We start from the raw sequence: 23,023 nt of genomic DNA, 5'->3' as shown, positions 1-23,023 counted from the left end.
GAAGCTCAACGCCATTGGCGCCGGCCTTTTGCCAGCCACAGGCTGACGCCGATGAGTATAGCACCGCCGAGGGGCAGATAGAGGCGAAGCCCCAGCACCAGAAACTGGTAGAACGCGATGAGCGAGGTGAAGGCAAACTGGAAGAACCAGGTCCTGGTGCCGGCAGGCGCATGCCATTGGGCGTAGAACTGCCGGTAGTCGAGGGCATAGAGCATTGCCGTCATCGCGACGGTTCCGAGCGACAGGAAGAAGAGGTAGGCCGCAAAACGTGTTTCGGGCCGACGCCCCAGGGCTGCCAATCGGGCCAGAAACAGCGATGGCGCCCAGGTCAGAAGCGCCCCGGAGCCGAAGATCAGTAGCAGCTCGGACAGATGAAACGTGAGAGCACGCTCACGAAGCCAGAGGCCGAACCAGGCCGAAAGCACCATCGCGCCGCCCCAGAGCGGCGCACCGATGAGAAGCTCCCGCATTGTCGGAAGGGATTGTGCGAGCCGGCCGCGCTGCAGGGCGCCTTGCGGCACCAGACCTGCTTTTGCCTCGACGCCGGCGGCCGCGTCGTTCATTTGGCGATCCGGGTCGGGATCGCGATCCAGCGTCCATCGGTCGTGCCTTCGAAGCCGAGCGACTTGACGAGAACCATGATGACATGGGTTTCGGAGCCGTCGTCATTCCTGTGGGTGACGGCGCCGCCGATCTGATAGCCGGTCGGGCAGCGGCGGCTCTCCGGTATGCGGCTATCGTCCTGCAGGACATCAGTCGCCGGCGTGCCCGCCTTCATCGTCATCGAAAGGCGAAAGCCCCTCACTTCCTTGAGGAAATCCTTGCAGATGCCTTCCGGCTCGAAGGTCTTCTCTTCGAGCGCCACCGAATAGGTCTCGCGGAACCCTTCGTCGGCTGCAAAGGAATCGTAAGTCAATCCCAGCGGCTTGGCGTTCGCCTCGGTGATCGGATTGAAGGCAGCGAGCAATCCGGGTGCGTCGGGCAGGCGATAGGCGTCGATCAAGGGTGCCGCGCGGCGGCGAGCTTCGTGACGCGCCTTCGAGAGCGGACTGCCATCCTCGCGGCCGACGGCACGCACCGGCGCGCCCGGCAAGAAGCTGTCGTTGCGCGTGTCGATCACGTAAATGGTCGAATAGGGAAAGCCGGAGCCATCCTGAACACCGTATTCCTCGAAGGCGAAGACATTGCCGTCGGCCGAAAAGCCGATCGGCTGGAGCGCGGCATAATCGCCCGCTAAGGCCGGCGCTGCGACTGCCGCAGCGCCCGCGAAAAGCACGCCGGATACTGCCGCGCGTGTCTTCATCGATAGGCCTTCTCTGCCGGCGTGCGGATCGCCTCGATCGCCGCGCGATAGGCTTCGACGGAGCCGCCCTTGAAGATCGCCGAACCGGCAACGAGGACGTTGGCGCCGGCGTCGGTGGCAATGGCCGCCGTATCGGGCGCAATGCCGCCATCGACTTCGATCTCGATCGGCCGGTCGCCGATCATCGCCTTGATGCGGCGGATCTTCTCAGCCGTGGCGTTGATAAACTTCTGTCCGCCAAAGCCCGGGTTGACGGTCATCACGAGGATGAGATCGACCTGATCGAGCACGTATTCGATCGCGCTTTCCGGCGTTGCCGGGTTGAGCGAGACGCCGGCCTTCTTGCCGAGCGAGCGAACGGTCTGCAGCGAGCGATGAAGATGCGGGCCGGCTTCCGCATGCACGGTCAGGATATCGCAGCCGGCTTTCGCAAAGGCTTCGAGGAACTGGTCCGCCGGCGAAATCATCAGGTGGCAATCGAAGGTCGCGTCGGTGTAGCGGCGCAGCGATTTGATCACATCGGGCCCGAAGGTGATGTTCGGCACGAAATGACCGTCCATGACGTCGAGGTGGATCCAGTCGGCACCGGCATCGACGACGTCGCGGACTTCCTGTCCGAGCTTGGAGAAATCGGCCGCCAGGATCGACGGGGCAATGCGGATAGGATGGGTCATGGCGCACTCCAGCGTGTTTTCCGCGCAATAGCACCGGCGGGCCGCGCAAACAACATGTCGGCGATCAAAGCTGCGTCAGGCGCCTTCAGACCAGCAGCGCATGAGGTCGTTTTCCGAAGGCGTCGCGTCGTGCACGCCACGAGCGATGGCGCGTGCCATGGTCGAGGCCGCCACCGCGCCGAGGTCGATGAAATCCTCAAGCGTCGGGGTCTTGCCGCTGGCGCCGGTGGCAAGCGCGAAGATCAGATCGCCGTCGAGCGGCGTATGCGCCGGCCAGAGGCCCCGGGAAAAGCCGTCATGGGCGGCGATTGCCAGGCGCTTCGCTTCGGCCTTGGTGAGTGCGGCATCCGTCGCGATCACGGCGATGGTCGTATTCGCCGCCGCGGACTGTCGGTCGCGGAACTTGATGCGGATGTCGGCAGCGTCGGCGGGCAGGGGATGCGGCAGGCCGAGTGCACCGAATTCGCCATCCATCTCGAAGGGCGCGGACCAGAAATGCCTGCCGTCGCCAACCGTCGCCGAGCCGAGTGCGTTGACGGCGACGAGCGCGCCGATGGTGATACCGTTTGGCAGAACGGTCGACGCCGAGCCGAGACCGCCCTTGAAGGTGGCGGTCAGGGCGCCGGTTCCGGCACCCGCGGTCCCGGTTGCGAACTTGGGGCCGGCGCGACGAACCGCCTCGAAGCCGAGCTCGCGATAGGGCGGGTAACGCCCCCAATCCTTGTCGCCGCCGTTGATCAGGTCGAACAGGATGGCGGTCGGCACGATCGGTATCCGGTGCGGACCAACGGCAAAGCCACGACCCATTTCGCGCAGCGCCGCCTGGGCCCCGGACGCAGCGTCGAGGCCAAAGGCCGAACCACCCGAGAGCACGAGGGCGTCGACCGACTGCACAGTATTGTGCGGGTCGAGCAGATCGGTCTCACGCGTTCCCGGCGCACCGCCCAGTACCTGAACCGCAGCCGTCGCCGGCGGGTCGCAGACGATCGCGGTGACGCCGGATTTCAGCCGGTGATCCTCGGCATTGCCGACCGTCAGGCCCGAGACGTCGGTAATCAGGTTCAGCGGTCCGGTACGCATCATTGGGCGGTTCCTTCGGCGGGCGCCGGCACGAAGCGGCTGCCTTGCCACTGCATCAGTCGATAGGGATTTTCGGCGCGCTCGTGCTGCGCGTTGAACGCAATGGGGCCGAGCACGGTCGGGTAGGGTCCCTTGGCGAATGCGTCGAGCAGGGGCTTGTCGTCCTTCTCCGCCTGGTCCTTGGCCTGCTCGAGCAGGGAGACGGCGGCAAAGGCCGGCAAGACGTAGCCGTCCGGCTCGGTCCCGGCGGCGCGAAGCGCATCCGCGACCGGCTTACCCGCCGGCGATTGCGATGCGTCCGGCAGCGTTACAGCAAGCACGCCATCGGCGAGCGGCACGGTGAGATCGGCGGCGTTCAGCGCGTCGCCGCCGAACAGGGTGAGGCTCGCGCCTTCGCCCTGCGCATCACGCGCGATTACCGCCGTGTCCTGTCTATCGCCACCGGTAAAGACATGTGTTGCGCCGCTCTTCACCAGGCGCCGCACCAGGCTGATCTGCTGCTCCTGAGCGGGCCGATAGGTGTCAGTGAAGACCGGGGTCAGCCCTATGTCGCCGAGGGCGGAACGGACGCTCTCGACCAGCTCCCTGCTGTGGATCGTGCCGTCGTCGATCAATGCGATCGGCTTGCCCTTCCAACGCTGAACGATAGTGTCGACGATGCTCGCAGCCTCGGCGTTGCCGCTCGGCGCAAGGCGGAAGAGTGGCCATTTCTTCTTCAGCGCATCTTCCATCAGGATGTCGGAACGCACGCTGAGAGTGATGGCGGGAAGGCCCGCTTCGGCGAGTGCCGGAAGCGTGGCGTCCAGGCTTTCGGTGCAGAGGAACCCGATCGCCGCTTCGGCGCCGGCCGCAAGCAGCGCCTTCGTCAGCGCTTCGTTGCCGGCGGTATCGCAGGTCTCGGGAATGACGACGATCTCACTGCCGCGATCACCGGCCTGGAACCCGGCGCCATCGATGATCTGCTTGCCGAGAAGCGCAAACGGACCTTCGACCGGCGCGACGACCGCGACCTTGATGCCGGCTGCCGCGGCAGGTGCGGTCTGTACCAGTCCGGCCACGACAAGGCTGGCGACGATCGATCGAAGCATTCACTTTCTCCGCTGCCGCATTTTCCCGGATCGGGAGGGATCCTGAACCCACGGCGAGCCCAAACATTGCCTTATCCGTGCCGGTTACCATGGGCGCGCGGCACGGTAGTGGCCGCATGTTTTAAGGATGTGCCCTGCCGCGTCAAAGGAAAAGATGTGACTTCGGATGCGGATGGCCCTATCCGCGTCGCAACCATGTCGCAGATCTGCAAGATTCTCCTTGCAGCGGGTTTCATATTTCCCGGTACTGTCTATGTATGTGGCTGACTTCGCTCGGAGAAAGAAGTGTTGGACAAGACCAGGCTGGACCCCATCAGTTTCCGCGACGCGATGAGTCGCCTGGCCGGCCATGTGCAGATCATCACCGTGGCCGACGGTGCCGAGCGGCGCGGCGTCACCGTCACCGCATCCTGCTCCGTGTCCGACAGTCCGCCGACGGTTCTCGCCTGCCTGAACGGCGCCAACCCGCGCAACGAGATCTTCACGCGCAGCGACAGCTTCGCGCTCAACCTGCTTGGCGACGAGCATCGCGCCGTGGCACACGCCTTTTCCGGCCGTGACCAGCTCGACATGGAACTGCGCTTTGCCCTTGGGCGGTGGACCAAGCTGACGACGGGCTCTCCGATCCTCGCCAACGCGATCGCTTCGTTCGATTGCCGGCTCATCGAAGTGAAGACGATCGCCACGCATCTGGTGCTCTTCGGCGAGGTCGTCGATGTCGCGATCGGGCCGCCGCGGCCGCCGCTCATTTATGTGGACCGCGGATACCACTCGCTATAAGTTTTACGTGGCGAGATTTCGTGCCCATCGAGACATGAGAAGATCGCTGTAAGTCTTTGAGTTGGCCGGGCGAATTCATTCTCTCGCCAACATCGAGCGATCGATTCGAGCCGTCGTGGAGGAGACATGGCGACACAGGCGACAACAGGCCTGCCGCAGTCCATCGAAGAGACGATGGCGCTTCTGGAGGCTCACGACTATCTCGCCGGCACGGCGCTCGCGACCGTGCTGTTTCTCGCGCTCATGATGAAGCGCCCGCTATTTCTCGAGGGCGAGGCCGGCGTCGGCAAGACCGAGATCGCCAAGGTTCTGGCAAAGGCGCTCGATCGGCCGCTGATCCGGCTGCAATGCTACGAGGGTCTCGATGTCGCCTCGGCCGTCTACGAATGGAATTATCCGGCACAGATGCTGGAAATCCGCCTGTCGGAAGCAGCCGGCAAGGTCGATCGCAAACGGGTCGAAAGCGATATCTTTTCCGAACGCTTCCTGATCCGCCGTCCGGTTCTCCAGGCCATTTCGTCCAATGCCGGCCGCGCACCCGTCTTCCTCATCGACGAGCTCGACCGGACAGATGAAGCCTTCGAGGCCTTCTTGCTGGAAGTTTTGTCCGATTTCCAGGTCACGATACCGGAACTCGGTACGATCCGGGCGGACGAACCGCCAATCGTCATCATCACGACCAACCGCACGCGCGAAATCCATGACGCGCTCAAGCGGCGCTGCCTCTATCATTGGGTCGATTACCCCAAGGCAGCACAGGAGCTGGAAATCATCCGCCGCAAGGTTCCCGGCTGCAACGCGACACTCTCGCGGGAAGTCATCGCCTATGTGCAGCGGTTGCGGACGATCGATCTTTTCAAGAACCCGGGCGTCGCCGAAACCATCGATTGGGCAACGGCGCTGACGGAGCTCGACCGGCTGGCGCTCGATCCGGAGACGATCGCCGATACTCTCGGAACGTTGCTCAAGTACCAGGACGACATCGCCAGGATAGAGGGGGCCGAAGGGCGCAAGCTGCTCGCCGAAGTCAAGGCGGAATTGCTGGCGGCGGGCTGACATGGAGGAGCGGGAGCAGCACAGCGATGGCGCTATTCTCCCGCCGATCGGGGGAGGCGACGGGCAGCTCGCCGACAACATCGTCTTCTTTGCGCGGGCACTGCGGCGCGCCGGCATCAAGATCGGACCCGGGGCGATTGCCGATGCCATCGATGCGGTGGCGCTGATCGGTATCGGCGACCGGGACGCCTTCTACGCCGCGCTGCAATGTGTCTTCGTGAAGCGCCACGAGGACCAGCCGGTGTTCGACGAAGCTTTTCGGCTGTTCTGGCGCTCACGCGGCCTCGTCGAGAAGATGATCGCGATGATGTCGCCGCTGGCGCCGGAGCGTGAGAGCGAGCGGCAACAGCGACGGGCCGGTGAGACCCGCGTCAGCGATGCGCTGCTTTCCGGGCACGAAGTGGATCGGCCGCCACGTGACGAGCCCGAAATCGATATCGACGCGCGCTTCACGGTTTCGGGCCGCGAACTGTTGCGCAGGGCCGATTTCGCCCAGATGAGCGCCGCCGAGCTCGCCGAGGCGAAGCGCGCACTTGCCGCGCTGACGCTGCCGCTGGACCGGGTCGTCACGCGCCGCTTTCGTCCGTCGACGAGACAGATCCGCATCGACCCCCGCACCACCATGCGCGACGCGATGCGTTTCGGCGGGGAACTGATCCTTCCGCGCTTCCGGGAGAGGCGTGTCGTGCACCCACCGCTCGTCGTGCTTGCCGATATCTCGGGCTCGATGAGCCAGTACACCCGCATCTTCCTGCATTTCCTGCACGCCCTGACCGAGGAGCGGCGGCGGGTGCACACCTTCCTGTTCGGCACAAGGTTGACGAACGTCACCCGCCAGTTGCGCAATCGCGATCCCGATGCCGCAATCGACGACTGCGTTGCCGCAGTCAGGGATTGGTCGGGCGGCACGCGCATCGGCGAAACGCTGCATGAATTCAACAGACGCTGGTCGCGGCGTGTGCTTGGGCAAGGCGCCATCGTGCTGATGATCACCGATGGCCTCGAGCGTGACGACGTCGGCGATCTTGAAGTCGAGATCGACCGGCTGCACCGGTCCTGCCGGCGGCTGATCTGGCTCAATCCGCTGCTGCGCTTTGAGGGCTTCGAGGCCCGTGCCCGCGGCGTCAGGGCGATGCTGCCGCATGTTGACGAATTCCGGGCGGTGCACAATCTTGAATCGATTGGGGAACTGGTGAAGGCGCTTTCCGGGCGAAGCTCCCGGCAGGCAGACCCGCGGCGGTTCCTCCGATCACGGTGATCGATCCGGCGGGAGGGTGGAAGATGCTGGGAGCTAAAAATGTTCTGGATCCCCTCGATATCGCCGAGGCCTGGATGAGGGAGGGGCGCGAGGTGGCGATTGCGACCGTGATCGAAACCTGGGGTTCGGCCCCGCGTCCCGTCGGCAGCCATCTGGTGATCGACGGCGAGGGCAATTTTCAGGGCTCGGTTTCCGGCGGCTGCGTCGAAGGCGCCGTCATCACCGAAGCGGCAGACGTGATCGCTTCGGGCGCGCCGAAGGTTCTCGATTTCGGCGTCGCCGATGAGACTGCCTGGCGCGTCGGGCTTTCCTGCGGCGGCCGAATCCGGGTCCTTGTCGAACGGGTCGATGGTTAGCAATGGAACGGAAGATCCTCGAGGCACTCAATGCGGCGCGTTCGGCGCGTCGGGCCGCCGTTACCGTCAGTGACCTCGCCGGCGACAACGGCCAGATCTATCTTGAGGGCGATGACTGTCCCGACACCTGGCGCGCCGCGGTCGGGCGAGCCCTGCAATCCGGCAAAGCCGGGATCGTGGAAACGGAGCAGGGCTCCTTCTTTCTCAATGTCTATTTGCCGCCGCCACGCATTCTCGTCATCGGCGCCGTCCATATTTCGCAGGCCTTGGCGCAACTGGCGCCGGTTGCCGGATTCGACGTCACGATCATCGATCCGCGCACGGCCTTCGCAACGCCGGAACGCTTCGCAGGCGTCGAACTCATCGCCGAATGGCCCGAGGATGCCTTGAAGGAGAGGCCGCTTGATCGCTTCACTGCGCTCGTGGCCGTCACCCATGATCCGAAGATCGACGACGAGCCGATCCGCGCCGCCCTTGCAGCGGGCTGTTTCTACGTTGGCGCGCTCGGCAGCCGGAAGACCCATGCGGCACGGGTCGAGCGGTTGCGGCAGGCCGGTGTTTCCGATGCCGAGATCGGCCGCATCCGTGCGCCGATCGGCCTCGATATCGCGGCGGCGAGCCCGGCCGAGATCGCCGTCGCAATCCTCGCCGAGATCATCGAAGCACTTCGGCGCCGTGATACCAGCCAGATCAATGGAGCGATCGCGTGAGGTTCGGGCCGGTCAAGACCAGCGAAGCGGAGGGAGCCATTCTGGCGCATGCGGTGAAGACGGATGAATCCCGGCTGGCGAAGGGCCAACGGCTTTCGCCCGCCGATATCGCCGCTCTGATCGCTTGCGGCACGCCGGAAGTGGTCGTCGCGCGCCTCGATCCCGGCGACCTCATGGAAGACGAGGCCGCGACGCGCATTGCAGCGGCAATCGCGCCCGATCACTTGCGGTTTTCCCAGGCGGCTACCGGGCGAGTGAACGTCTACTCCCGGGTTGCGGGCCTTTTCGTCGCCACACGCGAGACCGTCGACCGATTGAACCGCATCGATCCGGCGATCACGCTTGCCTGTCTTGCCGATCATGTGCCGGTGCAGGCCGGCGACATGGTCGCGACGATCAAGATCATTCCGCTCGCAGTGGCCGGTCGTTTCGTCGAGGAAGCCCAGAGATTGCTCCGGAGCCATGCCGCTTTCGAGGTGAAACCCTTCGTGGCGCGGCGTGCAGCACTGATAGCAACTCAGTTGCCGACCCTTAAGCCGCAGGTGATGGACAAGACGAAAGCCATCCTCGCGGCTCGCCTGCGGCAATCGGGAAGCGAGCTTCTGACCGAGCGGCGCGTCGCCCACACCGAGGGCGCAGTCGCCGCGGCAATCGACGATCTGCAGGCGGATCATGACCTGCTGGTGGTCTTCGGCGCTTCCGCCGTCGCCGATCCGCACGATGTGATTCCCGCAGCCGTCCGTCGGGCAGGCGGCATCGTCGATCACGTCGGCATGCCCGTCGATCCGGGCAATCTCCTCGTGCTTGGCCGTGTCGCCGAGATCCCGGTGATCGGCGCGCCGGGATGCGCCCGCAGCCCGCGTGAAAACGGTTTCGACTGGATTCTCGACCGCATTCTCGCGGGCGAATGGCCAAGCTTCGACGACATTACCGGCCTTGGAGTCGGTGGCTTGCTGGGCGAAATCCCGTCCCGACCGCAACCGCGCGAAAAAGCGACAGCGTTGCCATCAGGGCCGGTCGAGATCGTGGTTCTGGCCGCCGGCCGCGCCAGCCGGATGGGAACGGACGGTGGACACAAGCTGCTGGCGACCTTTGACGGCGTGCCGTTGGTGCGCCGCAGCGTCGAGGCGGCAATCGCAGCAGCGCCCGGCAGAGTTATCGTGGTCACCGGCCACCGCGAGACCGATATCCGCGCCGCGCTGGAGAACCTGCCGGTGACGCTCGTCTCGAACCCCGATTACCTATCCGGAATGGCCTCCTCCCTGACGGCGGGACTTTCGGCCGTCAACGAGCGGGCCGCCGGCATATTGGTGATGCTCGCCGACATGCCTAATGTCACCACCGCTGACTTGCGCAAGCTCCTCGATCGTTTTTCTGCCGAAGGCGGCCGTGCCGTCATTCGGGCAACGGCCGACGGCCAACGCGGCAATCCGGTCATTCTGCCGAGACAAACCTTCTCCGCCGTCAGGCAATTGGTTGGAGACGTTGGCGCAAGGCACATCATCGAGAAATGCGGCCTGCCGGTCATCGATGTCGAGCTGGGCCCGGCCGCCCGTCTTGATCTCGACACGCCGGAGCAGATCAGGGCTGCGGGCGGTATCCTGGAGGAATGAACGCGTGGACAATGCTGCGATCGAGGAGATGTTCGAGACGCTCGGGCCGGTGACCATCAAGCGGATGTTCGGCGGCAAGGGCATCTATTGCCAAGGCGTGATCTTCGCCCTCGAAGTCGACGGTGAAATCCTGCTGAAAGGCGACGAGCAAACGACCGCAACCTTCGAAGCGGCCGGTTCCCGGCAATGGGCCTATGAAGGCAAGGGGAAGCCGGTGAAGATGCCCTATTGGAGCATCCCGGACGACGCCCTCGACGATCCCGACGAAATGGCGCGCTGGGCGCGGCTTGCCTATGACGCGGCGCTACGGTCAAAGAAGTAGAGCAATCAGCCGCGGGTCGCGCTTGCGGTCCGATCTCAGGAAAGCCATTGGCTCTGACAACGTCTGGCTAGGCGGTGGCGCCGCGTTCCGTCTTCCGCAGTGCTTCGACAGCGTCGGCCGCAAAACGTGACAGCGGCTGGGGTAGGGCATCGAGGTCGAACCAGCCGAGAGCGGAGAGCTTGTGCGGCTCGGTAAGTTCAGGCTCGCCGGCAAAATCCCGGGACACGTAGATCATCGAAATCCAGTGCTGGCGGTCAGCCTCGATCACCTGTTCGCTGAGGCAGAGGAACTCGCTCGAACGGATCTTGAGGCCGCTTTCCTCTTCGGCCTCGCGTCGCGCGGCGGCATCCGAGCGCTCCATATGATCGACCTTGCCGCCGACGATGTTCCAATGCTCGGCTTCCGGCGCGTTAACGCGCTTGTAAAGCAGGATCTTGCCGCCGCGCACGATCGCAAGTCCGCAGCCGAAACCCGGAAAATCGATGCCCGGCAGGCCCATGGGATCAATCAGGCCTTGCCGGCAATCAGCATGAAGGCGGGAATTTCGTCGCCGAATCCGACCGGGGTCGGGCCGTCGTCATAGTCGCGGCGGTGACGGTTGCGGCGGTCGCGATTGTCGTCGTTGGCGGGGTTCGATGCGCGCACCGGACGATCGGCGCGGTTGTTCTGTCCCTGCTTGTTTTCTGCGCTGCGTGCCGGTTTCACCGATTCCGCCCTTTCCGCGACTGTTTCAATTTCGGCCTCATTATCGGCACGCACGGTATCGGATTTATGATCGGGACGGCCCTTCGAGCCGCGATCCCCATCTTTTTTCCGGTCCCTGCGACCATCGCGGGCGCGATCACGCCGGCCGGTGTCGTGGCTTTCCATCGGCTCGGGCAGATTGGAAAGGTCGCCGTTCAGCCATTCGACCTTCTGGCCGATCAGCTTCTCGATGGCGTCGGAGAACTTGGTGTCGCGCTTCGTCACCAGCGTGAAGGAGGCGCCCGAACGGCCGGCACGGCCCGTGCGGCCGATGCGGTGAACGTAGTCTTCCGCATGGATCGGAACGTCGAAATTGAAGACGTGGCTGACATCGGGGATATCGAGACCGCGCGCTGCGACGTCGGAGGCGACCAGCAGCTTGATGTTGCCGTCCTTGAAGTTCGCAAGCATCGTCATGCGCGAACGCTGGTCCATGTCGCCGTGAAGCGCGCCGACGGAGAAGCCGTGGCGGTCGAGCGAACGGAAGAGGTCGGCGACATCCTTCTTGCGGTTGCAGAAGATGATCGCGTTCTTGAGTTCGTCCTGGGCGCGAATCAGATCGCGCAGCACCGCACGCTTCTCATAGTCCTTGGCATGCGCCGCCACGAAGCGCTGCGTCACCGTCTGCGCCGTCGACGACGGGCGGGCGACTTCGATGCGCTCCGGGTTCTGCAGGAAGCGGTCGGCGAGCTTCTGGATTTCCGGCGGCATGGTCGCCGAGAAGAACAGTGTCTGGCGGGTGAACGGAATGAGCTTGGCAATGCGCTCGATATCGGGAATGAAGCCCATGTCGAGCATGCGGTCGGCCTCGTCGATGACCAGGATTTCGACGCCGGTCATCAGCAGCTTGCCGCGTTCGAAATGATCAAGCAGCCGGCCGGGCGTGCAGATCAGCACGTCGGCGCCGCGCTCGAGCTTGCGATCCTGCTCGTCGAACGAAACACCGCCGATCAGAAGCGCGATGTTGAGCTTGTGGTTCTTGCCGTACTTGTCAAAGTTCTCTGCGACCTGGGCAGCGAGTTCGCGGGTCGGCTCCAGGATGAGCGTGCGCGGCATGCGGGCGCGAGCGCGGCCCTTTTCGAGCAGCGTCAGCATCGGCAGCACGAACGAAGCCGTCTTGCCCGTACCCGTCTGGGCGATGCCCAGAATGTCACGACGCTGCAGGGCCGGCGGGATGGCGCCAGCCTGGATCGGGGTCGGGGTTGTGTAGCCCGCATCGGTGACAGCGGAGAGAACTTTTTGGCTCAGGCCAAGGTCAGCAAAATTGGTCAAAGGGAAATCTGTTTCCGTTCCGGTTCAATAGAACACTGATCGATCGATGGAAAACGCACGAGCACGTGGCCGCGCTCATAAGCTGAACGTCGCTGAAAGTCAAGAAATCCAGCACGTTGAAGCAGCAAAAGGTAAATAGTGGCGAATCTGTCGCATTTCTTGTCAAGCCGCGCAAGACCCGCGAACAGCGAAACGACCGGTCAGTTCATGTAGGAGGCGAGCTTCCGGCTGGCGTCGAGAAACCGTATGGGATCCACCGCCTCGCCATTCAGGCGGATTTCATAGTGCAGGTGCGGACCGGTGGAGCGACCCGTATTGCCCGACTTGGCAATGACCTCACCTTCCGTCACCTGGTCGCCGACCTTCACCAGGACCGTGGAGAGGTGGGCATAGCGGCTCGACACGCCGTTGCCGTGGTCGATCTCGACCATGTTTCCGTAGCCGCCGGTCAAGCCGGCATTCGTGACTGTGCCGGGCGCGGCCGAGCGGATGCGCGTGCCGACCGTCGCGCGGAAGTCGATGCCCGCATGGAGCGCCAGGCGACCGAGAAACGGATCGAGACGATTGCCGAAGTCGCTGGTGATGTCGCTCGATGGCGAAGGGTTGCCGAACGGCAGCGCGCGGACCTGCGCTCGCGTCCGCTCCAGTTCCAGAAGCGCCGTATCCAGGGCAGCCAGGGAACGGCCGAATTCGTCGTCGGTTGCCGGTTCGACGAAGGGGCCGCCAATCGCGGTCTCGGAAGAGCGCGAGGACGCGGACGTCGGGACCATTTCGGCAACGTCGCTGACGGGGAGATCGACGCCGACCCTCCCGACGATCGAGCGAATCGCGTCCGACGTCCTTGCCGCGCCATCCGTCAATTGTTTCAGCCGCGCCATCTGCTCCAGTTCGACGTCCTTCAACGAGAGCGTCACTTTCGAGAAGATCCGGTCGGCACGATCGGAGGTCGATTCGGTCGCGTCGGGCGCGGCATAGGCGAGGGGGGTCGGGCGAGTGGTAGCGGAGACCGAGGCGCTGTTCAGCCCCATCAGCTTCTCGATCGCCTTCACACCGCCGCTGCTCGCGTCGGCTCGCTTCTCATAGGCGAGAGGTTCGATCTCCGGCGTCTCGTTGCTTTCCGTCGTCAGGCCGGAATTTTCGGCCCTTTCGACCAGGGCGCCGAGCTTTCCGTTGCGCGAGGTCAATGCCATCTGCTGGCGCAGCAGCTTCTCGACTTTCTCCTCGACCACTTGTTGGTCGAGCAACTGACGGCTGGTGACGCGATCGACCTGCGCCCTAAGCGCCGTGATTCGATCCTCGTATTCGTGCTGCATGCGCGCTTGGCGCGCAATCGTGCCACCAATGAGATCGTCGCGCAGGACGAGATAGGAGGTGGCCGCGAGATAGCCGATGCTGCAGACGCCGGCAAAGGATACCGCGATTGCCGCCATCCACGGGCGAACCGTCATATGACGGACCTTGTCGCCACTGGCCAATATCAGAACGTGATGTTCCTTACGTTTTCCGAAGGCACGATTTGCCGAACGTCCAGACACCCGTTCTCTCCCGCCATGTGCGCGTTGCCTCGCATCACCTGCGGATCATTACACTTCGTTAGGGTTAACAATTGGTTAGGCCGAGTGCGGCGCGCGATGCGGCTATCGGTTGGTCGAGGCGGTCATCGAGCGATAGAAGGACGGCGTCAGTCCGGCCTCGGCGCGGGCAATGTCGTTGAACGGCGCCTTCAGTGGTCCGCGGAAATTGGCGCGCACCAGCGCCTGGAACGTCGCTGCCGGATCCTTCTTCTCGCGGGCGCAGAGAAAGCGGAACCATTTGGCGCCGACGGCGACATGGCCCTTTTCGTCCTCATAGATGACATCGAGCACAGCGGCACTCTCGAAGTCGCCGGTTTCACGCATCTTCGCCTGCAGCGCCGGGGTCACGTCGAGACCACGCGCTTCGAGAATGAGCGGCACCACGGCAAGGCGTGCCGTCAGGTCATTGCGGGTATCGTGCGCCGCCTGCCAGAGCCCGTCATGGGCAGGCAGGTCGCCATAGTCCGCACCGAGATCGTTCAGTCGCTGGCGGACCAGCCGGAAGTGCTTGGCCTCTTCGAAGGCGACACGCATCCAACCGTCGAAGAAGGAATTGGGCACCGGCTCCGTGGCGAAGCGGGCAACGATATCGAGGGCAAGGTCGACGGCGTTCAACTCGATATGGGCGATCGAGTGCAGCAAGGCGATGCGTCCCTTGAGGGAGCCGAGCGATCGCCGTTTCACCTGCGTCGGCGGGGTCAGCACCGGCTTTTCGGGCCGCCCGGGGCGCACCGGCACCGGTCGGTCGAGCGGCGAACGCAGCGACAGGGTGCGACGCTGCCAGCGCCTGGCCGCCTCCTGCGCGAGCGCCGTCTTGACCTCGAGGTCGGCCGCGCGAATCGCTTCGACGGCGCCGCCCCGCAGGCTGTGAAACACGGGCAATTCGGTCATGGCTTTCCTCAGAGGGCCTTTGCCGCGGCCAGGACCTCCTGGGCATGGCCATCGACCTTCACCTTTTCCCACGCCCTGACGACGACGCCATCGGCGCCGATCAGGAAAGTGCTGCGTTCGACGCCCATGTATTTCCTGCCGTACATCATCTTCTCGACCCAGACGCCGTAGGCGTTCACGACCGCCTTTTCCTCGTCGGCGGCGAGAGTCACCGTCAGGTTGTGCTTCTTGGCGAAGCGGTCGTGCTTCTTCACCGAATCAGGCGAGAGCCCGATCAGCGTGATGCCGGCCGCGGCAAACTCGTCGGCAAGCTCGGAAAACGAGATCGCTTCCAGCGTGCAGGCCTGGGTATCGTCCTTTGGATAGAAGAACAGCACGACGGGACGACCGCGAAAGGCGGAAAGCGAGATCGTACCGCCGCCATCACGCGGCAACGTGAAGTCGGGAGCGACATCTCCGGGAGCGGGTCTTGCCATGATTAAACCTTCCTTCTGCCAAGTTTTGCAGACAATCGGACGCTACTGCATGCTGACCTTGGCCGTCGCCGTTCAAGGGGCAAAATGTGCGGTAACTCGAAGCGCTGCAGCGACCTTTGCACGTCTTTCAAAGACTTGCGGCGCTTAAGGGCATATCGAAAATCGTCGACTGCCGTCCAGCGCATTTGTGCTAGATTTGACAGCTTTCGGACGGCACAGGCCGCTACGAAACGTTGCTGTCGCCCGCACGCGCAATTCCCGTTGCAGCTGGTGGCTTTCCACAGCAACTCCCGGGTCGCTTGGTGACTCGGTACGGCGATATGTGGTCTACAGGAAACGAGAAACGGCCGTCCCAAACATCGGCAAAGGAGGACGGCGAGCAAGCTCGTATCGAACGGAGGACGTCCGCGCTGATGAGTGAGATCCGCGGCGAAAAAGTCGGCTTTCGCAAGAAAGACATCGTCGCGCTGCATGCGTTGCCTTCGGCGCAGGCTCACGATCCCATTATCGTGCACGCACCACGCAAGCGCTCTCCCTTGCGTCTCTGTGCCAAGATTTTCCTGTCCATATCGTTGCTTGCCTTCATGCTGGGCGCGATCCTCCTAACCGTGATCGAAAGCGGGATGATGGACAGCACGCTGAACGCGCGTGCCCGGACCGCCCTCAATGCCGCACTCGGCAGCGCCTACCGCGCCGACGTCGGCAGCACGGTCGTGCGCATGACGGCAAGCGGCGCGATCGCACTCAAGGCACGGGAGGTGGCCCTCAGCGAAACGGCAACCGGCCAACCCGTCGCAAAGCTTCGTTCGATCTCAATCGCACTCGACCCGCTGTCCCTGATGACGGGCCACATCGCCGTCTCCCGCCTGGAAGCGGAAGGTGGCGATTTCGACACTGGCCTGCTTCCTCGGGGCGAGCCGCTCGACCTCACCAAGATCCGCATCGCCGATGTCGGTGATGCTCTCGAGGCCCTGTTTTCCCATGTCGACCGCATGTCGCAGATGGCGGCCGGGAGAGGCAGCCAGACGGTAACGCTCTCCGACTTCAGCTTCTCCGTCATCGGTGCGCGCAATCGCGTCGTTCCGGTCGTCGCCTCCGCGCTCGAATTCAGCCGGGACGCAAGCGGCTCCATGAGCGTGCAGGGCAGCGCCACCGTCGATGGCGTCGCGGTCGACATCAATGCCGATGCGCTTGGCCAAAAGGGGCACGTCACGGGCTTCGACGCGGCGATCACCAACCTGCCGCTCGCGCCGTTCTTCTATCACGGCAAGTCGGGTGCAGAGCAGGCCTTTGGCATCGACGCAACGGCGGGGCTGACGCTGAAGGCGACGCGGGCAGCCGGGGAGGCGAAGCCGGATCTGCGCGTAGCGGTGCGTACCTCCAAGGGTACATTCCATGCGGGCGGCCTCGTCTCGACGCTCAATCCGTCGCAGATGGACATCGCCTATGATTTCGGGCGCGCCTCGGTCGAAATCCTGCCGTCGGTGGTCAAGATCGGTCGGTCGACCTTTCCGTTTACCGGCGCCGTCATCGACCTCGACAAACTTGCCGGCGTCACGGACAAGGGCTTCGCGATCGATCTCCTTCTGAAGAACGCCAGCTCGGCTCCGGAAGATGTCGCCGAGCAGCCGCTGACCTTCGATGCCAAGGCAAGCGGCCGGTTCACCTCGGATACCCACCGGCTGATCTTTGACCAGCTCGCGGTGTCGAGCCCGCTCGGCTCGATGTACGGTTCGCTTTCGGTCGCTTTCGGCAACACCTCGCCGCAGATCAGCTTTGCGGCGGTCAGCGATCGCATGGAGGCAACGGCGGTCAAGCAATTGTGGCCGTGGTGGCTCGCCAAGGGCGCTCGCCGCTGGGCGATCGGCAACCTCTTCGGCGGCATCGTCACCAATGCGCGCATCGAAGTGTCGGTTGCCGAAGGACGGATTGCCAATAACGAAGGGGAGTTGAAGCTCAACGAGCAGGAGCTCAACATCAACTTCGACATCGACGACACCCGCATCAATATCACCGGCGAGATACCGCCGCTACGCGACACGTCCGGCAAGTTCAAGCTGAGCGGCCAGCGCATGACGGTCGAGATCGGGCAGGGCACCGCCTATTTCCCGTCTGGACGGTCCGTGGCGCTCAACGGCGGCGATTTCATCCTTCCCGATGTCTACACCAAGCCGCTGATGGCGGAGATGAAGATCGAGGTTGGGGGTGCCGCGGACGCGATTGCCGAGCTCGTCACCTACAAACCGATCCAGGCACTGCAAAAGACATCGTTGCAGCCCGAGGACTTCAGCGGTCCTCTCACCGCCCTTGTCGGCGCGCGCTTCGGCCTGATCTCGGACCAGCACCCGCCCAAGCCGCTGTGGCAGGTGGAGATGCAATTGGACAAGGTCAGCGTCAACAGGGCGTTCTATGGCCGGCCCGTTTCGGACCTCGTCGGGACGTTCCGGGTCGATAACCAGCAGGCCGTGCTCGATGCCGACGCGCGCCTGGAGGGCGCGAAGGTCAGCATCGCCTTGACGGAGCCGGTTGACAGCGATTCGCAGGTCAAGCGCTCGCGTCAAATTTCGGGCATCCTGGACCAAGACGTCTGGCAGAAGCTGGCGCCGGGCCTGTCGAAGATCGTATCTGGACCGATCAGCGCCGACGTGACGATTGGCGATCAGGATCGCGTAGAGGCGAAGATCGGGCTCACAAAGGCCGCTCTGTCCTTGCCATGGATCGGCTGGAGCAAGGGAGCGGGCATCCCGGCGGAAGCGCGCTTCACGGCGAGCAAATCCGATGAGACCATTGTCATCGACGATTTTGCCGTCGCGGGAGACGGTTTCGGGGCACGGGGTGGCCTGCGGGTGGATGGCGGCGGACTGGTCTCCGCCCGCCTCGACAACGTCCGCCTGGCCCAGGGCGACGACTTCAGGGTCTCGGTCGACCGCCGCAAGGGTGGCTATACGGCGACGCTCAGCGGCGCGGCGGCGGACATCAGGCCAATTCTTGCGCAGATGAAGGCGGGGAGCGATCAGGGCCAGGGCGGAAGCGACGACATCACGATCAAGGCTCAGCTCGATCGCGTCACCGGTTTCAATGGCGAGGCGCTGTCGAACGTGAACCTGGTCTACGCCGAGCGCGGCAGCCAGATCGAGGATGTCAACCTTTCGGCGGTTACCGGCAGCGGCCAGGCGCTCGTCGCCCGGCTCGCCAAGGCCGGCGCCGACAACACGCTCGAGCTGACCGCTGGCGACGCCGGCGCGCTGGCGCGTTTCGCCGATATCTACCAGAACATGCGCGGCGGCCTGCTCAATCTGAAACTGCGTGATCGTGGGGGACGTTCCTGGCGCGGCAGCGTCGACATCCGCAAGTTCCAGCTTGTCGGCGAGCAACGCCTGCAATCGATGGTGTCGACGCCGACGGGCGCCGATGGGCGAAGCCTCAACCAGGCCGTTCGCCGCGACATCGACGTGAGTTCGGCCCGCTTCGAGCGCGGCTTTGCCCAGCTCGCCCTCGACCGCGGCGCGATCCGCGTTGATGGCGGCGTGTTGCGCGGTACCGACGTCGGCGCGACGTTCCAGGGAACGGTACGCGACAACAACGGTATCATGGACATGACCGGCACCTTCATGCCGGCCTACGGCTTGAACCGCATCTTCGGCGAACTGCCGCTGATCGGCGTCTTGCTCGGCAATGGCCGCGACCGTGGCCTGCTCGGCATCACCTTCAAGCTCAACGGTCCCTTCAATCAGCCGAAGCTGACGATCAACCCCCTGTCGATCATCGCGCCGGGCGTCTTCCGCAGCATCTTCGAGTTCCAATGAAAAAGGCCGGCGCACTGCATGTTCCTTAAATCGTCGCCGATTTAAGGACAAAACATGCAGCACTTCAAAGTGCTACAGCGACCTTTGCGCGTCTTACAAAGACGCGCGGCGCTGTAGAGCCGGCCTCTTGAATCGATCGTGGGATGCCTCGGCTTAGGCCGGGCGCACGAGGATATGCTTCTTCTTGCCGAGCGACAGCTTGACGACGTTGTCGGCAGTCACGTCGCCGGTGCCGATCACGCGGCGCTCATCGCTGACAGCCTCGTCGTTGATCCTGACGGCGCCGCCCTGCACATGGCGACGGGCCTCGCCATTGGACGCGGCAAGGCCGGCGCGCACGATCAGCGTCAGCAGGCCCAGGCCCGCTTCCAGCTCGGCGGTCGGGATCTCGACCGACGGCAGGTTCTCGGCCAGCGCACCTTCCTCGAAGGTCTTGCGGGCGGTCTCCGCCGCCTGCTCGGCGGCCGGGCGACCGTGCAGCATGGCGGTGATTTCCGTCGCCAGGATCTTCTTGACCTCGTTGATCTCCGATCCGCCGAGCTTCGAAAGCCGCTCGATCTCCGCCATCGGCAGGGTCGTGTAGAGCTTCAGGAAGCGGGTGACGTCGGCGTCTTCGGTGTTGCGCCAGTATTGCCAGAAGTCATAGGCCGACAGCATATCCGGGTTCAGCCAGATCGCGCCGTTGACCGACTTGCCCATCTTGGCGCCCGACGAGGTCGTCAGCAGCGGCGAGGTCAGCGCATAGAGCTGCGGCGTGCCCATGCGGTGGCCGAGGTCGATACCATTGACGATGTTGCCCCACTGGTCCGAGCCGCCCATCTGCAGGCGGCAGCCGGTGCGCTTGTAGAGTTCGACGAAGTCGTAGGCCTGCAGGATCATATAGTTGAATTCGAGGAACGACAGCGACTGTTCGCGATCAAGCCGCATCTTGACGCTGTCGAAGGACAACATGCGGTTGACCGAGAAGTGGCGGCCGACATCGCGCAGGAACTCAAGGTAGTTGATGCCGAGCAGCCAGTCGGCATTGTTGATCATCAACGCATCCTTCGGGCCCTCGCCATAGATCAGGTAGTTGGAGAAGACCGTCTTGATGCTGGCGATGTTGGCTTCGATCGTCGCGGGCGTCATCAGTTGCCGCGCCTCGTCCTTGAAAGACGGGTCGCCAACCATGCCGGTGCCGCCGCCCATCAGCGAGATCGGCCGATGGCCGGTCGCCTGCATCCAGTGCAGCATCATGATCTGGATAAGACCGCCGGCGTGAAGGCTCGGTGCGGTCGGGTCGAAGCCGATATAGGCCGTCACGGTTTCCTTCCGGAACAGTTCATCCAGGCCAGACTCGTCGGAGATCTGGTGGATGAAGCCACGCTCGCTGAGGGTGTGAAGGAAATCGGACTTGAAACCGGACATAATCTGTCTCTCTTGCGGGGAAGTTTTTGAACGAACGGGCGTTTAGCACTGTTTCCGCGCATAATCACTCCAAAAGTGATTCTGGAAACGTTGACGGCATGGCACGGACAAGAACGGCAATCGGCCTGATGAGCGGCACGAGCATGGACGGCATCGATGTCGCGCTGCTGAGGACCGATGGCGAAACCATCGTCGAGCGCGGCCCCTCTGCCGGCTTTGCCTATGACGCCCGCTTTCGCGACCGCCTGAAGCAGGGATTGGTCGATGCGAAAACGATCACGCAACGGGACCAAAGGCCCGGCGCGCTGTCGGAGCTTGAGCGCGACCTGACGCTGCGGCATGCCGAAGCGGTCAAAGCCTTCCTGCAGCAAAACAACCTGTCGCCGGCGGATATCGACGTGATCGGCTTCCATGGCCAAACCGTGCTGCACCGCCCTGACGACGCCTTGACGGTGCAGATCGGTGACGGCCCGCTGCTTGCCTGCGAGACGGGCATCGACGTCGTCTACGACATGCGCGCCAACGACATGGTGCATGGCGGGCAGGGTGCGCCGCTGATCCCCGCCTACCACGCCGCTCTCGCACGTGGCGCAGCCGGCCTTGCGGCGCCGGTCGTGTTCGTCAACATCGGCGGTATCTCCAACCTGACCTTCATCGGTGCCGGCGAGACGCTCGTCGCCTATGACAGCGGCCCGGGCAACACGCTGATCGATCAATGGGTCGAAGCCCATGCCGGCATTCCCTTCGACCAGGGCGGCATGGTCGCGAGCGAAGGGACCGTTCTTCCCGATCTTGCAGAGCGCTACCTCGCCAATCCCTTTTTCACCGCGAAACAGCGCCGCTCGCTCGACCGAAACGATTTCGCGCCGCCGGCCGGAAGCGACGCAGGCCTTGCCGACGGCGCCCGCACGCTTGCCCACGTCACCGCGGCCGCGATCCTCAAGTCGGCCGGACACCTGCCACAGCGGCCATCCACCTACATCGTCTGCGGCGGGGGTCGCCTCAACCCGGTCATCATGCGCGATCTTGCGGCGCTCGCCGAGGCTGAGGGCGCTACGGTTCTGCCGGCGGAGGACGCCGGCTTCAATGGTGATTCCATGGAGGCAGAGGCCTGGGCGTACCTTGCCGTACGCTCGCTGCAGGGCCTGCCGCTGACCTATCCGGGAACGACCGGTGTCCGCCAGCCGGTCACGGGTGGAAAACAAGCCGCCAGACCTCTTCGCTGAGAGGCCCGAAACAGTGTATAGGCTATCCACCGAACGGATTAATCAAATTTTCGCATCGGCCTATTAGCATCGGCAGCCGCTACCGTCGGGGGTGGCGAAAGGCGGCTTGCCCGCAATACGAAGGTTTCGGGTTCTTCGATGGGTGGTGCGATTTCTCTGCTGGCCGTGAATTTCATCATTGCGCAGATTTTCACGGTCGCATTCCTCACCATTGCCGTGAAGAGCCGTCAACGTCCCGCGGCACTGTGGTGTGCGGCCGGTTTTGCCGTCGCCTCGCTTTCGGCCGTTTGTGAAGCGATCGTTCCCTTCTCGTCCACGCCACGGCTCTTCGCCATCGGTGCCTTCGCCTGTGTGCTCGGCGGCTTCTGTCTGCTGCGTTTCGGTCTGGGCCGCTTTTATGGGGTTCCGGTGCGCTGGACCGCGCTTGGCGCGTGTTTCCTTGCCGGCGTCGCGCTGGACGTGGCAATCTATGACCTGCCGCGCGGCACCTGGCAGCACGCCATTCCCTACCAGATGCCCTTCTTTCTGATCCAGGCGTGGACCGCATCCGTGGTAATCCGCTCGGGACGCCGCTCCTTTTTCGACCGCGTGCTTTTCGGGCTGTTGGCATTGTCCGCTGCCTACTATCTCCTGAAGATCTATGCCGCCGTTGCCGCCGGATCGGGCGCTACCGCCCAGGATTATGTTTCGAGCCCGTTTGCACTCATTTCCCAGGCGCTTGGCGCGATGCTGATCGTCGGGGCAGGCCTTGCCATGCTCGGCGTCATGGTCAAGGACATCGTCGACGACGCGCAGGCCCGCTCGGAAATCGATCTTCTTTCGGGGCTCTACAATCGTCGCGGCTTCATGGACCGCGTCATACCGCTCCTGCATGCACGCGAAAGCCAAGCGCCGGGCACGCTGATCCTCGCCGACCTCGATCGCTTCAAGCTGGTCAACGACACCTACGGCCACCTTGCCGGCGACGAGGTGATCCGCCGTTTCGCGCGGGTGCTGATGGACGTCATGCCGAACCGTGCCGTGGCCGGCCGCCTGGGCGGTGAGGAGTTCGCGGTGTTTCTGCCCTGCACGGAGTTGCCGGAAGCGCGTGTCGTCGCCCACGGCATGCGCGCGGCTATCATGTCCCAGCAGATCGCCGGCCTGCCCGAAGCGGCGCGCGTGACGGCAAGCTTCGGCGTCACGGCCGCCGGCAGCGGCGAGGCTCTGGATCCCGTGATACAGCGCGCCGACAAGGCGCTCTACACGGCCAAGGCAAACGGGCGCAATCGGGTCGAATGCGGCGAGACGCCAACCACGGTCGTCAATCCGTCCGTACCGCAGTGGGTGGGCCGCCCGCAAAGCTGACCTGAAACGAAAAGAGCCGCGCGATCCGAAGAACGCGCGGCTC

21 protein-coding genes are annotated in these 23,023 nt (G+C 64.0%); 10 read left to right on the top strand and 11 right to left on the bottom strand.

Translation table 11 applies throughout. The features are described 5' to 3' along the window. Nucleotides 1-5 precede the first annotated feature (5 nt). The 5 genes from QM996_RS07535 to QM996_RS07515 all read right to left on the bottom strand — a co-directional run bounded on the left by QM996_RS07535 (nucleotide 6) and on the right by QM996_RS07515 (nucleotide 4,145). Nucleotides 6-563 (bottom strand): hypothetical protein, encoded by a 558-nt coding sequence (locus QM996_RS07535; protein WP_500269898.1) that lies wholly within the window; start codon nucleotides 561-563, stop codon nucleotides 6-8. After that, complete coding sequence (locus QM996_RS07530) at nucleotides 560-1,303, bottom strand: DUF2259 domain-containing protein (protein WP_500269897.1); 744 nt, start codon at nucleotides 1,301-1,303, stop codon at nucleotides 560-562. The genes QM996_RS07535 and QM996_RS07530 overlap by 4 nt, the downstream gene beginning before the upstream one ends. Continuing rightward, nucleotides 1,300-1,977: a ribulose-phosphate 3-epimerase gene (rpe, locus tag QM996_RS07525; RefSeq protein WP_500269896.1), complete on the bottom strand. Its 678-nt coding sequence runs from the start codon at nucleotides 1,975-1,977 to the stop codon at nucleotides 1,300-1,302. The genes QM996_RS07530 and rpe overlap by 4 nt, the downstream gene beginning before the upstream one ends. Nucleotides 1,978-2,052: 75 nt before the next feature. Then, a complete protein-coding gene (locus QM996_RS07520) occupies nucleotides 2,053-3,060 on the bottom strand; it encodes a P1 family peptidase (RefSeq protein WP_500269895.1) in 1,008 nt (335 codons plus the stop codon). Next, on the bottom strand, nucleotides 3,057-4,145 hold the full coding sequence (locus QM996_RS07515) for a branched-chain amino acid ABC transporter substrate-binding protein (RefSeq protein ID WP_500269894.1): 1,089 nt from the start codon (nucleotides 4,143-4,145) through the stop codon (nucleotides 3,057-3,059). Before QM996_RS07515 ends, QM996_RS07520 begins: the two co-directional genes overlap by 4 nt. A gap of 330 nt (nucleotides 4,146-4,475) precedes the next feature. On the opposite strand from QM996_RS07515, the gene QM996_RS07510 reads away from it, so the two are divergent. The 7 genes from QM996_RS07510 to QM996_RS07480 all read left to right on the top strand — a co-directional run bounded on the left by QM996_RS07510 (nucleotide 4,476) and on the right by QM996_RS07480 (nucleotide 10,240). After that, nucleotides 4,476-4,925 (top strand): flavin reductase family protein, encoded by a 450-nt coding sequence (locus tag QM996_RS07510; RefSeq protein WP_429815951.1) that lies wholly within the window; start codon nucleotides 4,476-4,478, stop codon nucleotides 4,923-4,925. Between the two features lie 126 nt (nucleotides 4,926-5,051). Next, nucleotides 5,052-5,981, top strand: a complete 930-nt coding sequence (locus QM996_RS07505; protein WP_500269893.1) for an AAA family ATPase — start codon at nucleotides 5,052-5,054, stop codon at nucleotides 5,979-5,981. A gap of 1 nt (nucleotide 5,982) precedes the next feature. Beyond that, a complete protein-coding gene (locus QM996_RS07500; protein ID WP_500269892.1) occupies nucleotides 5,983-7,239 on the top strand; it encodes a vWA domain-containing protein in 1,257 nt (418 codons plus the stop codon). Nucleotides 7,240-7,262: 23 nt separating this feature from the next. After that, the gene (locus QM996_RS07495) at nucleotides 7,263-7,595 is read left to right on the top strand and encodes an XdhC family protein (protein ID WP_500269891.1); all 333 of its coding nucleotides are present in this window, start codon (nucleotides 7,263-7,265) and stop codon (nucleotides 7,593-7,595) included. 2 nt (nucleotides 7,596-7,597) lie between these two features. Continuing rightward, nucleotides 7,598-8,305 (top strand): XdhC family protein, encoded by a 708-nt coding sequence (locus QM996_RS07490; RefSeq protein ID WP_500269890.1) that lies wholly within the window; start codon nucleotides 7,598-7,600, stop codon nucleotides 8,303-8,305. After that, nucleotides 8,302-9,918, top strand: coding sequence for an NTP transferase domain-containing protein (locus QM996_RS07485; RefSeq protein WP_500269889.1), 1,617 nt, complete (start codon nucleotides 8,302-8,304; stop codon nucleotides 9,916-9,918). Before QM996_RS07490 ends, QM996_RS07485 begins: the two co-directional genes overlap by 4 nt. 4 nt (nucleotides 9,919-9,922) lie before the next feature. Further along, nucleotides 9,923-10,240, top strand: a complete 318-nt coding sequence (locus QM996_RS07480; RefSeq protein WP_500269888.1) for a TfoX/Sxy family protein — start codon at nucleotides 9,923-9,925, stop codon at nucleotides 10,238-10,240. A 67-nt stretch (nucleotides 10,241-10,307) separates the two neighbouring features. Here the strand turns inward: QM996_RS07480 and QM996_RS07475 are convergent, their stop codons facing one another. The 5 genes from QM996_RS07475 to QM996_RS07455 form a co-directional block, all read right to left on the bottom strand. Further along, nucleotides 10,308-10,739, bottom strand: coding sequence for an NUDIX hydrolase (locus QM996_RS07475; RefSeq protein WP_500269887.1), 432 nt, complete (start codon nucleotides 10,737-10,739; stop codon nucleotides 10,308-10,310). 8 nt (nucleotides 10,740-10,747) lie between these two features. Beyond that, complete coding sequence (locus QM996_RS07470; RefSeq protein WP_500269886.1) at nucleotides 10,748-12,256, bottom strand: DEAD/DEAH box helicase; 1,509 nt, start codon at nucleotides 12,254-12,256, stop codon at nucleotides 10,748-10,750. Between the two features lie 200 nt (nucleotides 12,257-12,456). After that, complete coding sequence (locus QM996_RS07465; protein WP_500269885.1) at nucleotides 12,457-13,791, bottom strand: M23 family metallopeptidase; 1,335 nt, start codon at nucleotides 13,789-13,791, stop codon at nucleotides 12,457-12,459. A 102-nt stretch (nucleotides 13,792-13,893) separates the two neighbouring features. Then, a complete protein-coding gene (locus tag QM996_RS07460) occupies nucleotides 13,894-14,721 on the bottom strand; it encodes a ferritin-like domain-containing protein (RefSeq protein WP_500269884.1) in 828 nt (275 codons plus the stop codon). 8 nt (nucleotides 14,722-14,729) lie between these two features. Then, nucleotides 14,730-15,197: a peroxiredoxin gene (locus QM996_RS07455; RefSeq protein ID WP_500269883.1), complete on the bottom strand. Its 468-nt coding sequence runs from the start codon at nucleotides 15,195-15,197 to the stop codon at nucleotides 14,730-14,732. A gap of 413 nt (nucleotides 15,198-15,610) precedes the next feature. Between QM996_RS07455 and QM996_RS07450 the strand changes: the two genes are divergently transcribed. Next, a complete protein-coding gene (locus tag QM996_RS07450) occupies nucleotides 15,611-19,003 on the top strand; it encodes a YhdP family protein (RefSeq protein WP_500269882.1) in 3,393 nt (1,130 codons plus the stop codon). 153 nt (nucleotides 19,004-19,156) lie between these two features. Here QM996_RS07450 and tyrS read toward each other — a convergent pair whose 3' ends face one another. Further along, nucleotides 19,157-20,410 carry a tyrosine--tRNA ligase gene (gene tyrS / locus QM996_RS07445; protein WP_500269881.1) on the bottom strand — a complete coding sequence of 418 codons (1,254 nt, stop codon included), beginning with the start codon at nucleotides 20,408-20,410 and terminating at the stop codon, nucleotides 19,157-19,159. 98 nt (nucleotides 20,411-20,508) lie between these two features. On the opposite strand from tyrS, the gene QM996_RS07440 reads away from it, so the two are divergent. Both QM996_RS07440 and QM996_RS07435 read left to right on the top strand, forming a co-directional pair. Beyond that, nucleotides 20,509-21,636: an anhydro-N-acetylmuramic acid kinase gene (locus QM996_RS07440; protein WP_500269880.1), complete on the top strand. Its 1,128-nt coding sequence runs from the start codon at nucleotides 20,509-20,511 to the stop codon at nucleotides 21,634-21,636. A 138-nt stretch (nucleotides 21,637-21,774) separates the two neighbouring features. Next, nucleotides 21,775-22,980 carry a GGDEF domain-containing protein gene (locus QM996_RS07435; RefSeq protein WP_500269879.1) on the top strand — a complete coding sequence of 402 codons (1,206 nt, stop codon included), beginning with the start codon at nucleotides 21,775-21,777 and terminating at the stop codon, nucleotides 22,978-22,980. Nucleotides 22,981-23,023 lie beyond the last annotated feature (43 nt).

The organism is Sinorhizobium chiapasense, from assembly GCF_045277575.1.
GTDB classification, from domain to species: Bacteria; Pseudomonadota; Alphaproteobacteria; order Rhizobiales; family Rhizobiaceae; genus Ensifer; species Ensifer chiapasense_A.
This window is presented reverse-complemented; position numbering and strand designations above follow the sequence as displayed.